The organism is Frigoriflavimonas asaccharolytica (assembly GCF_013294015.1).
GTDB classification, from domain to species: domain Bacteria; phylum Bacteroidota; class Bacteroidia; order Flavobacteriales; family Weeksellaceae; genus Frigoriflavimonas; species Frigoriflavimonas asaccharolytica.
On the sequence record NZ_JABSNO010000014.1, the window covers coordinates 24,583 to 37,320 of the forward strand.

Sequence of the window (12,738 nt, forward strand, 5' to 3'; positions counted from 1 at the left end):
TATTTTACTTGTAATATTTTTTAATAATTTCTAAAGAAGGCTTTTCTTGCGGTGTGTAATCTATAGTTTTCCTTTTTTTATAATAATCATCCGCATACCATTTCCAGGCAAAACCACCAATATACCAAGATTTGTTTTCAAAAGATTGAAACAAAGCTTCATAAGCATTGGCTTGTCCTTGGTTATTTTCTACGGCATTGGTTTCCGTCCAAGGTTCGGCAGCACTATTATTTGAATTTCTATAACCAAATTCTGTAAAAACTACCTTTTTTTTGTATTTCTTTTGAATCAATTCTATATCTGAAATAGGTTTTTCCCAACTCAAATTCAGTTCTTCTACAGAAGGCGTTTCGACTTTAGATAAGGGAAAATAAGCATCAATTCCTATAAAATCTAATTCTTTCCAAAAAGGTGTTTTATCAAATTCATCCCAATTGGCTGCGTAAGTTAATTGACCTGAATAAATTGCTCTTATTTTTTTAATCAATTGAAACCAATAGTCTGGTCTTTTTGAAATTGGATTTTGTAATTCTGTACCAAAGCAAAATATTTCTACTTTTTCCGTCTGTGCAATTTGTGCGAAATTTAAAATGTATTTTTCATATTCTGCTTCCCATTTTTGCCAATCTTTTTCTGTGTTAAAATCTAAAAACCCGGTAAAAGTATTGTGGTTGATCCATAGATGAGGTTTCAGCATCACCTTCAGATTGTTGGTATGCGCGTGATTTATGCTCTCTTTTATGCCAGCAGAAGTTTCGCCCCACCATTGTCTTTGATGGTCATAACTGATGGTAATATCATCTAAATTCACAAATGCGTACGGAACAAGAGAAACGGAATTAATGTTATTTTCCTTCAACTCTTCAAAAGTTTTACTTTGAATTTCTTTCTTTGGCGCAACCAAATTCATCCCTTTATACTTTTTATTACTGGTAGTAACAGAACTTTCGGCCGGCTGCAATTTATTAAAAATCACATAACTACTCGATATTAAGACCAAAGCTATCAAAGAAATATAAATTAAGTTTTTGCTCATATTTTTGAATTGTAAATTATTAACAAATTTAAAGAAATCAAATTTGGTTTAAAAGAACAAAAAAATTTCGAAACTAATTTTCCTCGCATCACTAAATCAATATTTTTACAAATTTTAAAATATCGAAACTTCTATTTCTTGCTCAAACTCTAATTCAAGAAAAATTTTCAAGATGACTTTCCCAACTGTAATCGCTGTACTTGATTTTAAAATATTTCATTTGAATTTCCAAAACTTCTTTTAACATTTTTTTTAGGTCAGATTTTCCACCAAAATCACCTTGATACCACAATAATAATTTACTTGTAGTGACTGTTTTTTTCTCTTTATCAATCGTAGATTCTGAAGTTAAAAATGAAATCATCGCAGTTTTCAACTGTTCATCCAATTTTTCTACAGTATAAAATGCAATTGGTGGGCAACTTTTGGCACCACAGTTTACTGCAAAATGAATTCGGTAATCAATTTTCTCTACTGCGAGATTTTTAATAAAGCGAGACTGGAAAATATTGGACAAATAACCAAAACTATATTTCCAGCGAAATCTGCGCAATATTCCATGTTCAATATCATCTAAACTAAAACGATTTCCCGCAATTTCTATCAGTTTTAAAGTGAAAATTTTTTTACCTAAATTTTCTTCTTGGCGTGATACTATTTGAAAGTAAGCATTATAAATATTGATCCAAAAAGTGTTTTTTGCTGCCTCTGTTTTTAATTCATTTTGCAAGCTCGAAATGGAATAATTAGCTAAAATACCTTCCTCAATTTTAGTTTCAGAACTCATTTTCACATTGAGAAGCAAGTTTCCAGAAACTGTAATTAAGGTTTTATTATTGCTCATTTCAAATTACAGATTTTTTAGTTCTTTTATGATGACCAATTTTTTTTCATCAGAAAGTTCTACTTGCTTATGTGGATTTTCCTGATTAAATATTTTGCCAATTGCTTGATCTAAAAATTCGGAACGTTGCTCATAAGAATGGCAAGTTTTGCACAATATTTTGTGCATTTTCAATTGCATTTCTTCTACTACACTCAAAGGAATACTCTCTTTTTTATCAATCAGCTCTGTTGTTTTTTTACAAGAGTTAATCAATATATTCATTACTAATATAATGGATTTTTTCATTTCAAATTAACTTTTTAGTGACCAATTTTTTTCTAAACAATCTTTTAGCAGCAGCTTTGCTCTATGTATGATCTGCCAATAATTAGACACCGTAATATCTAAATCCTGACAAATTTCCGCCGCTTTTTTGTCAGAATAATATTTAGATTGTATGGCAAAATTCCATTTCTCAGGAAGTTGGTCTATACAGTTTGAAAATACATGATTGAATTCTGGATTATCAAGTAATTTCGATTCATCATCCCAAATTGGACTAATTTCCATGGATTTCCAATGCTCCAATTCGTCAAAGAAACCATCTGACAAATGATTGGCAACATTTTCTGAAATCCTAAATTCGTGTTGATTTACTTTGGCATTTTTTCGGTAAAAATCAATGATTTTATTATTTAAAATAGAAAACAACCAAGTTTTTGGCTGACTTTTGCCTTCAAAACTTTCTATTTTGTGAAAAGCAGAAAGGAAAGTATCTTGTACCAAATCTTCCGCAGTTACTTTGGAAGAGGTTTTATAAAATGCCCAAGAAAAGAGATCATCACCGAAATCATTCACCCAAATTTCAAAGGTTTTATGAGCATTTTCTTTATTAATTTTCATTTATTAATTTCTTACAGCAAAAATAGCATTTATTTTACGCCTTAAAAGTGGACTGATCTCCCATAAAATATAAATAAGTACAACTGAATATTCTAAAAATATTAACCAATAATTTTCTTTGAAAATAGCAGTAGCGTAAGCACTATAACTTAGAATTGCAGTTAGACTCCAAATAATCGGAAACTTATATTTGGTAAAAATTCCAAGCAAAACTAAATTAATAATATACCAAGGATGAACTGTGGTAGAAGTTAAAAAATAGATCGTTAAAACAACTAAAATGCTTTGAAGTAAGTCTAAAGTGGTTTTATTTTTAGTGAAGAAAGTTCGATATAAAATATACAATACCATCAAGATCGGGATAATTTTTCCTGTGGTTTGAATGATATTATAGCCCGTGAAATAAAAACCTATTTCTCTTAAAATATAATAAAAACTGGCATTAAATTCAAAATTAGTAAACCATAAACCGATGGTTTTGGAATAATTTTCTATAAGCGTTTGTGAAAAGAATGGTGCAAAAAACAATAAATTGATTCCTAAAATTATTCCATAGAAAGCTATACTTTTTTTCCACGCTAATTTTTGAAAAAACAGAGGTAACAAGAGTAAAGGCAATAGCTTTGTAGAAATAGACAGTGCCAAAATTACCGCTGCAAATTTCCATTTTTTTTGATGCAATAAATACATACTCCACACAAAAAAGAAGAGCATAACGCCTTCGAAATGCAGGTTTCCAGTCAGTTCTATAATCACTAATGGGTTTAAAATATACCAGAAAATTCGGTTTTTATTTAAGCCTAAATTGGTTAATAATTTAGCACCAAAATAAAGCGTTCCTAAATCAGCCAAAATAATTATTACTCTTAAAATAATTACAGATCCAATAATAGAATTTTTGCCAAAAAAGCCGGCAATCGTAAAGAATAATTGATTGATGGGTGGATAATTGGAATAATGAGAAGCACTTAAATTTCCCATTTTTTGAACTAAATAATTTGCTTGAGATAATTTAAAGTCGGGATCAGAAATTAAATCATTTGGCAAATGAATGTATGGATTTAAACCTTCTACGATTAATCTTCCATCCCAAATAAAGCGGTAAAAATCTTGGGATAAATTGGGTAAACTGAAGAGAAAAATCAATCTCAAAACGATTGAAATGATTGCTAAATTTTTAAAACTAAATTCTTTACTTTGAATTAATTTGAAAGTGAAAAAAAATAATAAACCAAAGGAAATTATTAAAAATAAAAAATCTGTTCTTTCTAAAAAATAGGCAATAGCCACGTAAAAGATGGCTAGAGATAATAAGGAAATGTATTTTCTAAAATAGCTAAATATCATAGAATTTAATCTACAAAAGTTTCTTTTAAAATATCTTTAAGCATCGTAATTTCTCTCTTACTTAATATGCCCAAAACTTTTAAAATGCGTTTTTTGTCAACCGTTTTTATTTGATCTATTGCAATCATTCCTTTTTTATCATTGTGATTTACAGGAATTCTAGAAGGATATTTATTTAAATTCGTGGTCATGGGAACAATTACAATTGTTTTAAGATGCCTGTTCATTTCGTTTGGCGAAACAATTACGCACGGTCTTGTTTTCTGAATCTCGCTCCCTATCGCAGGATCGAGATTTACAAGAACTATAGAATATTGTATTAATTCCATTCCTCGAAATTTTCATCTTCAAAAACATCCTCGATCATCAAATTATCATCTTCTTCTAGGCTCATTTTTTCAAATGCAGCTTCCCAATTTTGCCTTGGTGAATGAATTGGTTTCAAAACAATTTGATCATTTTCTAGAATTACTTCTACTTTATCTTTAATATTATATTTATCTAGAATAGTTTTACTTAAACGTAAACCTTTAGAATTACCAATTTTTATGATTGAAGTTTCCATATAACTTTGATTTAATTGTTATTACAAAGTAAGCACATTATTTATTATATACAAAATTAAATTCTATAAATTTATTGTCATTTCGTAACCTGTAAAGATTTTATAAAAACAAACCCAAAACCTATAAATAACATCACATGAAATGGCATTAATCCGAAATCATTTAAATGAAAACCGCTAAAAATTCCGAAAAGAAAATAGAGGGTTAAAATACCTTCTATAATTACATTTTTCGATACTTTTTTTGAAATATAAGTATTTTGTTTCCACTTGTCTTTTAAGCTTTCTATATTGAATTTCGGTGTGCGGATGAAATCACTTTTTTTACCAAGAAGTCCTTCTAAAACCGCAATACTATTATGAAAAGAAAAACCCATCGCGATGGTGTAAAACGTAAAAAACAAACCAATATATTTTAAGAAATTTTTAAAACCTCCGCCTTGAATACTTTTGAAAGTGAACCAATAATTAATGAAAAATATAACAGAAGTAAGCACGAAAAATATCAACACATTAAACAAAAGTGCTAAGTCTACAAAACTATTTTTCACGAATAAAACGGGAACGCTTAAAATAGCCATTAAAAAAATAATGAGAAACAAAGAGCTGTTGAGCAAATGTAAAATGCCGTGGGCTTTCGTTTTCATTGGGACATTTTTGGAAGTTAGAACACGCCAACTCATTTTGCGGAAATTTTCTGCACCGCCTTTATTCCATCGAAACTGCTGAGATCGCGCTGCACTTATGATTACTGGCAATTCTGCGGGCGTCACCACATCAACCAAATATTTGAATTTCCAATTTTTTAATTGTGCTCGGTAACTTAAATCCAAATCTTCTGTGAGGGTATCACTTTGCCAATTTCCAGCATCAAGAATACATTCTTTCCGCCAAATTCCCGCTGTTCCATTAAAATTAATGAAATGTTTTTGCGAATTCCTACCAACTTGTTCTAAGGTGAAATGAGCATCCAAGGCAAATGCTTGAATTTTGGTTAAAATTGAAAAATTTCTGTTCGTATGTCCCCATCTTGTCTGCACAACGCCAATTTTGTCATCCTTAAAATAAGGGATGGTTAGATACAACCAATCTTCTTGCGGTAAAAAATCTGCATCAAAAATCGCAATAAATTCACCTTTTGCTATTTCCAAACCTTCTTTTAAAGCACCAGCTTTGAAGCCAGTTCTAATTTTTCGGGTGATGTGTTTTATATCTAAACCAGATGTTTGCAAATCATTGATGATGTTTTTAGTTTCAAAAACACTTTCATCTGTGCTATCATCTAGAACTTGAATTTCCAATTTTTCCCTTGGATAATTTAATTTAGAAATGGATAAAAGTAATCTTTCCATCACATATTTTTCATTAAAAATAGGCAGTTGAATGGTTACGATCGGAATCTCATTCGCATTTTTAAAATCAAATTTTGGGGAATGGTCGGTTTGATTTTTACTTTTCAAAAAATTAATCAGCAAATTGAGTTGCGCCAAACTATAAATGAAAAGCAGTAGAATGCAAAAACTGTAAAGAAAAACGAGGATGTAAGAAAGTACGAGCATTTATTTAAAACTATATTTAAAAATCCAACCTATAATTTTTATTCCAGCCATTACAGTACCTTTTACCGTTCCAGAAACTTTGGAAACGCCGATTCTATTGCGGTAATTTACAGGAATTTCCATGTAGCTTAATTTTTGTTTTAGTACTTTTAATTGCATTTCTACAGTCCAACCATAGGTTTTATCTTGCATTTCTAAACCCAAAAGCTTTTCATATCTAATCGCGCGAAATGGTCCTAAATCTGTAAAAGTGGATTTAAAAAATAATTTCATTAAAAAAGTAGCCAGCCAATTTCCAAAGATTTGTTGCGGCGTCATAGATCCATTTTCTCTTAATTCTGAAACTCTTGCTCCTAAAACAAAATCGGTTTCTCCATTTATAATAGGCTCAACAAGTTTCGTTAATTCCTCTGGAAAATCTGAATAATCACCGTCCAAAAATACAATAATATCTGGTTTTATTTCTTGTTTAGCAATATAGTCCATACCTTTTAAACAGGCATAACCGTAACCTTTTCTATTTTCAGAAAGTACCGTTGCGCCATTTTCTTTGGCTACTTCTTCAGTATTATCCGTAGAATTATTGCTAATGACTATTATTTCCGAAACTATTTTCGGAATATCTTGAATGACTTTCCCGATAGATTTTTCTTCGTTAAAGGCAGGTATTATTACTTTTATATGGTGCATATCTTTCTTCGTCGTCTTGTGATAAATGAGTGAAAAATTTAATTATCTCTTTTAAAATCAGCAATTGTAGTCCAAGTTTTCACTTTTCTATTATCAATATATTTTTCTGCTTTTAGAATATTTCCACCGGAATATATAATGGTTAATCCGTTTAGTTTATCATTTTTAAATTCACATTTTTTGGTAATATTTTCTTTGGAATCGTAAAATACCCACCATTTAATTTTTTTGTTATTTTTATAATGTCCTTCACTTTTTTTGCTACCATTTTCATAGTATGTGAACCAATAATTACTTTTCATACCATCAATTAGCCAACCTTCTTCTTTCATATTTCCGTTTTCATAGTAGGTTTTACTGTAGATTTCCCCCACATTATGCAGCAAAGAAAAAATAGGCAGAAGTAAAATTAAAAGAAATTTCATTGTAAATTATTTGTTGAGCAAATCAAGTAAATTAATATCGTTTCCTAATAAAATTTCATTAGAATTGATTCTCCCCTCTTCTTTCCCATTCTCTAATTTTAAAACTCCTCGCGGACAAACTGCAGAGCAAACACCGCAACCAACGCAGGAAGAACGAACGATATTTTCGCCTTTTTGAGCGTAACTTCTTACATCAATTCCCATTTCACAATGCGTGGTACAATTTCCGCAAGAAATGCATTGTCCACCATTTGTGGTAATTCTAAATTTTGAAAATAAACGTTGTTGCAACCCCAAAATTGCAGCCATCGGACAACCGAAACGGCACCAAACTCTGTTACCTAATATTGGATAAAATCCAACTCCCACTACTCCACTAAACATAGAGCCAATCGCAAAACCATACCATGAACGTAGCGAATAGCTATCTAAAAATAATATATTTTGCTTATTTGAAAAGAAATTAATTAAAAGGGAAATGATGATAATCGCAACCAAAGTGAGCATGGTATAAACTGCATCTTCATCCATATCTTTTCGCTTAAAAATATACAGCGCTCCAGTAAAAACAGTCAGGAAAATCACAATTCCATAGATAAATTGACTTCTTGTAATGATGCTTAAATCTGGATTATCAGAAAGGAAAGTGAAAACCACGGCAATAGTCATTACAAAGGCAAAAACTAAAACCAAATGAATCATCCAACGTTCTATTTTCCAGGCAGTTTCTGTAGAACTAGAAAGGTGGCGAAAAGAATCTCCCGCAGTTTCAGCCAATCCACCACAACCGCAAACCCAAGAACAATACCATCTTTTACCATAGAAATAAGTGAGAATTGGGGAAATTATAAATATCATGGCGATGCCAAAAATCAACATAAATAGTCCCAAATTTCCACCATTGAGCATGCCTTTTAAATTCCAATCTTCGAAAAAATAGTAATTCAAAGGCCACATATTTTTGATGTCTTTCGAAAAATAAGGCAACTCTGGATTTAATTTGGTTAAAATTTCTGGAATTAAAAATGCAAAGCCCAATTGAAAAAATATCACCGAAATGGTACGAACCAACTGATATTTATTATTCCTATACTTTAAAATGAATTTATAGCCCAAACCAAGAATTGCAACGGTATATAAAGTGCCATACAAAAACCATTGCGTTGCGGCATTTCCATTTAAAAAATAACTTAAAGGATCAAATAATGCTACAATTCCGGTGTTTGCATCTCCATTTTCCCCATAACCCAAATAAGCTGGAAACCAATACAATACGACATAAAAAGCCGTTAATAATATTCCTATAATCCAAGCGATTGTTCCTCTATTCGTCAAGGAATTATGAAAAATGCCGTTGTTGGAAATTCCTGGCGGTTTGTTAAGATAAGTGCTTCTTGCGTAAATTACAATTCCGGCAAAGATGCTTGCAATCGAGATGGAAAGCCACAAGGTTTTATTCGGAAAATCGACATTAAAAAAGGCCAGCGTTAAAATAAATAAGCCCAAAAAACCAATACCCAAACCTAATTTTTGAAAGGTAGATAAATCATTATTTGCGTGAGCTGAAACTGATAAATTTTGTGGAAGTTTGCTCATTATTGTATTTTTAATTCTGAAAATTGACTTTTAAATTGCGCTTGAATTTCTTGTTCGTAATGTTTGTAGAATTCAGGATCAAAATTGGCTTTATTTAAATGCTGAATTACAAAATCCACTGATTTTTTTTCATTTAAAACTGCATCAAAAAACTCGTGTCGCATTCTAATTCCGAAAGTATTGATGCCTAAAAATTCTCGATTATTTTTATTAAATGAAATTCTAATAGCGATTTTACCAGCAGAATGTTCCCAATAAAATTGTTCTTCATTTTCCTTTTTCTGTGCCCAAACCCAACCGTACGTTTGGTATTCTATATCCAAAAATTTCGCAGAATTAAACCAATTTCCAGGTTTATATTCCATGGGATTTCCTGTTAATGTTTGTGCTAAAGTTTCGCCCATCATTCTTCCGGTGTACCAAACTGCCTCAATATTTCTGCGCGAACCAATAGCTTCGTGTTGCTCTGCACAATCTCCGATAGCGTAAATATCTTTGATGTTGGTTTCTAAAAATCGGTTTACTTTTACGCCTTTTCCTAGTTCAATTCCAGAAGTTTTAAGGAAATCTATATTTGGGGAAACTCCCGCTGTTAAACCTACTATTTCACATTCTATCGTTTCACCTTTATCTGTAACTATGGCTTTTGCGTTACCGTTTTCATCAGATAAAATTTTATCCAAATTGGTTTCTAATCGCAAATCTATGTGATGTTCTATAATATGACGGTTGATCATTTCGCTTTCGCCAGATGGTAAAACGCCGCTCCAAAAACTTTTTTCTCTGACTAAAAACGTGACTGGAATATTTCTAGATCTTAACATTTCGGCTAATTCAATTCCAATTAATCCACCACCAACAATAACTGCTCGTTTACAATTTGGCGTTAGTTTTTCTAAATTTTCTAAATCTTGCTTAGAATATAAACCTAAAACGCCATTTAAATTTTCACCTTCCCAGCCAAATTTATTCGGCTTGGAACCTGTGGCAATAACTGATTTGTCATAATTAATGACGGAATTATCTTCTAATACTATGGATTTATCATTCGGTTTGACTTCTTTAACGAAGGCTTTTACTAAATCAATTTTGTTTTTCTTCCAAAAATGATTTTCATAAGGCTGCGTATGTTCAAATTTCATATGTCCCATGTACACGTACATCAAAGCAGTTCTGGAAAAGAAATAATCTGATTCTCCAGAAATTATGGTGATTTTTGCATCAGATTTTTTGCGAATATGGCGCGCCAAAGTTACCCCTGAAATTCCGTTGCCGATGATTACGATATGTTCCATAGAATCTGAATTAATCTGTTAAGTTCTTAAAATGAAGTTTACTTTGTTTTAAAATCAGCACCAGGTTTGAAATAATTTTGATCTGCTTTGATGAATTTTATGTTGCTCAACGTTGCATTTCCCAATTCATCCGTTAAACCAAGACCTTCTTTCCAACCCCAAAAAATCCATTTTGTAGCAATAGGAACACCATCCACTTTTTCATAATTAAGATATTGAATTGCGTGAGGATCTTTTTCAGCTTCTTCTTTTCCTGCTTTCAAGGTAACAATATATGTTGCCTTATCAACCAAATTGGTTTTTTTATCTGCATAAACAATGTACCAATCATCTGGTGCATCTCCAGTTCCAGATTTAAAAGTTAATTTCTCTGTATTGTAATTTGCATTGTCTTTTTCTTTGTTTTCATAAGGATTCCAAATGGTTCCTGGATCGCTTAATTTATTAGGAAATAAGAAGAAATAATTCCAAGTATAAGCATCAAAACGCACTGATTCTTCACTCAGGATATCAGCGGAATAAAAAACTTTATCTCCATCGGTAATAATTTTCGAACCATTTTTAAATTCTATTACTGATTTCGAAGAATTTGTTAAGGTCGTCATTTTCGCATTTAATCTTTCTTTTCCGCCAAAATTTAATACAACATCAAATTGCACAGCTTCTTTTGCCAGAAAAGCCTCTTTTTGGTGTGCGTTTTCAATCTTGTCTGTGAAAGTTTCCTTTTTATCCGTAATTGTTTCTGTTTTCTCTGGTGATTTACACGCAGTTATCGCTACAAGTAGAAATAGTACAATTGGAATTAGTTTTTTCATAATTTATTTTTATTAGATAGTATTACGTTTAAAAAGTAAAAAATTATTTTACTTGATGTTTTTTTTATAATAATTCAACAAACTTTCTGCAGAATGTCCTAATTTTTTTTTGATGTGAATGACTAAAAAATGGTATTGCAAACGCCAAACTCCATTTTCCCGATATCTTCTAGCGGAAGTAGTAATCGGCTTTTGTATAACAATAAATTGCTCTTTCAAATATAATCTTTTGCAAATTTCATTGTCTTCATAAATGGTATAATCTTCATTAAAACCACCAATTTCATTAAATAAATCTTTGGCAACAAATAAAGATTGATCTCCACCTCTGCAAGATATGTGATTAAACCGTGTAAACCACTGCGAAAGCAACAAAACTGGATGTGAATTATTAAATTTCATTCTAAAACAACCTGCTAAATTCCCTTTTTCAATTTCATTATTGATTAAAATATCGAAATTTTTAGGTGGAATACTATCGCAATGTAGAAAGTATAAAATGTTTCCAGTTGCAGCTTTTGCGCCTACATTCATTTGTTTTGATCTCCCTTTTTCAGCAGATAAAAATAGAACTTTTTGATGTTTTAAAACTTCTTTTTGAGAACCATCATCACTTCCACCATCTACCACAATTATTTCATAATCAATAGTTTGAGATAGATTTTTTTCTAAATACAAAAGAAGTGAATTAATGGCATTCACTTCATTTAAAATAGGAATTATGATAGAAATTTTATTCATTCAAAGCCCAATTGTACTCTTTATAATTTACTTTTGCATTGTTATCAATTTTCGTTGTGCTGTATTTATTTAAATAATCAATCACACTTCCTTTTGTTTTAAAATCGCCAGCAAACCAATCGAAAATTTTTGAAATTTCTACTTTATCTTTTGCTATCGTATTCTTAGTTTTATCATTCACAAAAGATTTTGTGGCAGCGTTTAATTTACTCTCAACATTATTTTCTGTAAAGGCTGAATTGGATAAATTCGGACAAGAAAAAGAAGCGCAAACAATGGCGAAGTGAATTCTTGGCTCATTCATTTTTCTTAAAATTTCATGTTCTACTTCTTCTAAACTGTACTTTTTTGTACCCAACGTGAAAAATTTATTTCCCCAAGGATTTTTAATGTCTTTTATACTTTTTAAAGGATAATTATCGATGATTAATTTTACAGTGTACGCATTGTACACATTGATCCAATAAGCTAAAACTGCATTTTTGGAATCAGATTTTGCAGGTAAATTATTTGATAAATTGCTTAAATAAGATTGTAGCGCTTTCTCATCTTTTTTGAAACCTTTGTAATTTACTTTTCCGCTTGGCGAAACATATTTTTGCAAAAGACTGTTCCACTGTTGATGATCCACTCCTTTCACTGCAGCTGCGACTTCTTCTTTTTTAAAAGTTTCAACGTTTTCTACAACTTCAGTTTTTTCAGTTGGTGTAACTTGTTTTAAATCTGTTGCAGCGACTTCATTTTCAATAGCGACAGGCAAATCCGGATCAGCTACTATTTCATTTTCAGCAATACTTGTTGTTTCCGTAGAACTGTAAGCAATATCTGGAATTTTTTCTTTTGAATCTTTGGTATTTCCACAATAAACAAGTGGTAAAAGCATTAAGGCAGCTATATATTTTCTCATCTTACTTTTTTAATATTATATACGAATAGTCGC

Annotated in this window: 15 protein-coding genes; all 15 read right to left on the bottom strand. The window is 30.9% G+C overall.

The genetic code is table 11. The features are described 5' to 3' along the window. Positions 1 to 4: 4 nt before the first annotated feature. On the bottom strand, positions 5 to 1,036 hold the full coding sequence (locus HNQ03_RS09920) for a glycoside hydrolase family 113 (RefSeq protein ID WP_173779524.1): 1,032 nt from the start codon (positions 1,034 to 1,036) through the stop codon (positions 5 to 7). A 154-nt stretch (positions 1,037 to 1,190) separates the two neighbouring features. Then, positions 1,191 to 1,880 (bottom strand): DUF547 domain-containing protein, encoded by a 690-nt coding sequence (locus HNQ03_RS09925; RefSeq protein ID WP_173779525.1) that lies wholly within the window; start codon positions 1,878 to 1,880, stop codon positions 1,191 to 1,193. 6 nt (positions 1,881 to 1,886) lie between these two features. Then, positions 1,887 to 2,168 (bottom strand): hypothetical protein, encoded by a 282-nt coding sequence (locus HNQ03_RS09930; protein WP_173779526.1) that lies wholly within the window; start codon positions 2,166 to 2,168, stop codon positions 1,887 to 1,889. Positions 2,169 to 2,174: 6 nt separating this feature from the next. Continuing rightward, complete coding sequence (locus HNQ03_RS09935) at positions 2,175 to 2,765, bottom strand: sigma-70 family RNA polymerase sigma factor (protein WP_173779527.1); 591 nt, start codon at positions 2,763 to 2,765, stop codon at positions 2,175 to 2,177. Positions 2,766 to 2,768: 3 nt separating this feature from the next. Beyond that, positions 2,769 to 4,112: a polyprenol phosphomannose-dependent alpha 1,6 mannosyltransferase MptB gene (mptB, locus tag HNQ03_RS09940; protein WP_173779528.1), complete on the bottom strand. Its 1,344-nt coding sequence runs from the start codon at positions 4,110 to 4,112 to the stop codon at positions 2,769 to 2,771. A 5-nt stretch (positions 4,113 to 4,117) separates the two neighbouring features. Continuing rightward, complete coding sequence (locus HNQ03_RS09945; protein ID WP_173779529.1) at positions 4,118 to 4,441, bottom strand: type II toxin-antitoxin system PemK/MazF family toxin; 324 nt, start codon at positions 4,439 to 4,441, stop codon at positions 4,118 to 4,120. Continuing rightward, entirely contained in the window at positions 4,432 to 4,677 is a 246-nt protein-coding gene (locus HNQ03_RS09950) for an AbrB/MazE/SpoVT family DNA-binding domain-containing protein (RefSeq protein ID WP_173779530.1), read from the bottom strand. The genes HNQ03_RS09945 and HNQ03_RS09950 overlap by 10 nt, the downstream gene beginning before the upstream one ends. Positions 4,678 to 4,754: 77 nt before the next feature. Next, positions 4,755 to 6,236: a cellulose synthase family protein gene (locus HNQ03_RS09955; RefSeq protein WP_173779531.1), complete on the bottom strand. Its 1,482-nt coding sequence runs from the start codon at positions 6,234 to 6,236 to the stop codon at positions 4,755 to 4,757. After that, entirely contained in the window at positions 6,237 to 6,926 is a 690-nt protein-coding gene (locus tag HNQ03_RS09960; RefSeq protein WP_173779532.1) for a glycosyltransferase family 2 protein, read from the bottom strand. A gap of 38 nt (positions 6,927 to 6,964) precedes the next feature. Next, positions 6,965 to 7,351, bottom strand: a complete 387-nt coding sequence (locus HNQ03_RS09965; protein WP_173779533.1) for a toxin-antitoxin system YwqK family antitoxin — start codon at positions 7,349 to 7,351, stop codon at positions 6,965 to 6,967. Between the two features lie 6 nt (positions 7,352 to 7,357). Beyond that, positions 7,358 to 8,947 carry a 4Fe-4S binding protein gene (locus HNQ03_RS09970; protein WP_173779534.1) on the bottom strand — a complete coding sequence of 530 codons (1,590 nt, stop codon included), beginning with the start codon at positions 8,945 to 8,947 and terminating at the stop codon, positions 7,358 to 7,360. After that, positions 8,947 to 10,242 carry an NAD(P)/FAD-dependent oxidoreductase gene (locus tag HNQ03_RS09975; protein ID WP_173779535.1) on the bottom strand — a complete coding sequence of 432 codons (1,296 nt, stop codon included), beginning with the start codon at positions 10,240 to 10,242 and terminating at the stop codon, positions 8,947 to 8,949. The genes HNQ03_RS09970 and HNQ03_RS09975 overlap by 1 nt, the downstream gene beginning before the upstream one ends. A 38-nt stretch (positions 10,243 to 10,280) precedes the next feature. Continuing rightward, positions 10,281 to 11,057 carry a DUF6503 family protein gene (locus tag HNQ03_RS09980; RefSeq protein WP_173779536.1) on the bottom strand — a complete coding sequence of 259 codons (777 nt, stop codon included), beginning with the start codon at positions 11,055 to 11,057 and terminating at the stop codon, positions 10,281 to 10,283. A gap of 48 nt (positions 11,058 to 11,105) precedes the next feature. Then, the gene (locus HNQ03_RS09985) at positions 11,106 to 11,798 is read right to left on the bottom strand and encodes a TIGR04283 family arsenosugar biosynthesis glycosyltransferase (RefSeq protein ID WP_173779537.1); all 693 of its coding nucleotides are present in this window, start codon (positions 11,796 to 11,798) and stop codon (positions 11,106 to 11,108) included. Next, a complete protein-coding gene (locus HNQ03_RS09990) occupies positions 11,791 to 12,705 on the bottom strand; it encodes a DUF547 domain-containing protein (protein ID WP_226927485.1) in 915 nt (304 codons plus the stop codon). Before HNQ03_RS09990 ends, HNQ03_RS09985 begins: the two co-directional genes overlap by 8 nt. Between the last annotated feature and the right edge of the window lie 33 nt (positions 12,706 to 12,738).

Coding starts and splice junctions, on each gene's coding strand:
- HNQ03_RS09920 (WP_173779524.1), bottom strand. CDS start 1,036: ATGAGCAAAAACTTAATTTATATTTCTTTGATAGCTTTGGTCTTAATA.
- HNQ03_RS09925 (WP_173779525.1), bottom strand. CDS start 1,880: ATGAGCAATAATAAAACCTTAATTACAGTTTCTGGAAACTTGCTTCTC.
- HNQ03_RS09930 (WP_173779526.1), bottom strand. CDS start 2,168: ATGAAAAAATCCATTATATTAGTAATGAATATATTGATTAACTCTTGT.
- HNQ03_RS09935 (WP_173779527.1), bottom strand. CDS start 2,765: ATGAAAATTAATAAAGAAAATGCTCATAAAACCTTTGAAATTTGGGTG.
- mptB (WP_173779528.1), bottom strand. CDS start 4,112: ATGATATTTAGCTATTTTAGAAAATACATTTCCTTATTATCTCTAGCC.
- HNQ03_RS09945 (WP_173779529.1), bottom strand. CDS start 4,441: ATGGAATTAATACAATATTCTATAGTTCTTGTAAATCTCGATCCTGCG.
- HNQ03_RS09950 (WP_173779530.1), bottom strand. CDS start 4,677: ATGGAAACTTCAATCATAAAAATTGGTAATTCTAAAGGTTTACGTTTA.
- HNQ03_RS09955 (WP_173779531.1), bottom strand. CDS start 6,236: ATGCTCGTACTTTCTTACATCCTCGTTTTTCTTTACAGTTTTTGCATT.
- HNQ03_RS09960 (WP_173779532.1), bottom strand. CDS start 6,926: ATGCACCATATAAAAGTAATAATACCTGCCTTTAACGAAGAAAAATCT.
- HNQ03_RS09965 (WP_173779533.1), bottom strand. CDS start 7,351: ATGAAATTTCTTTTAATTTTACTTCTGCCTATTTTTTCTTTGCTGCAT.
- HNQ03_RS09970 (WP_173779534.1), bottom strand. CDS start 8,947: ATGAGCAAACTTCCACAAAATTTATCAGTTTCAGCTCACGCAAATAAT.
- HNQ03_RS09975 (WP_173779535.1), bottom strand. CDS start 10,242: ATGGAACATATCGTAATCATCGGCAACGGAATTTCAGGGGTAACTTTG.
- HNQ03_RS09980 (WP_173779536.1), bottom strand. CDS start 11,057: ATGAAAAAACTAATTCCAATTGTACTATTTCTACTTGTAGCGATAACT.
- HNQ03_RS09985 (WP_173779537.1), bottom strand. CDS start 11,798: ATGAATAAAATTTCTATCATAATTCCTATTTTAAATGAAGTGAATGCC.
- HNQ03_RS09990 (WP_226927485.1), bottom strand. CDS start 12,705: ATGAGAAAATATATAGCTGCCTTAATGCTTTTACCACTTGTTTATTGT.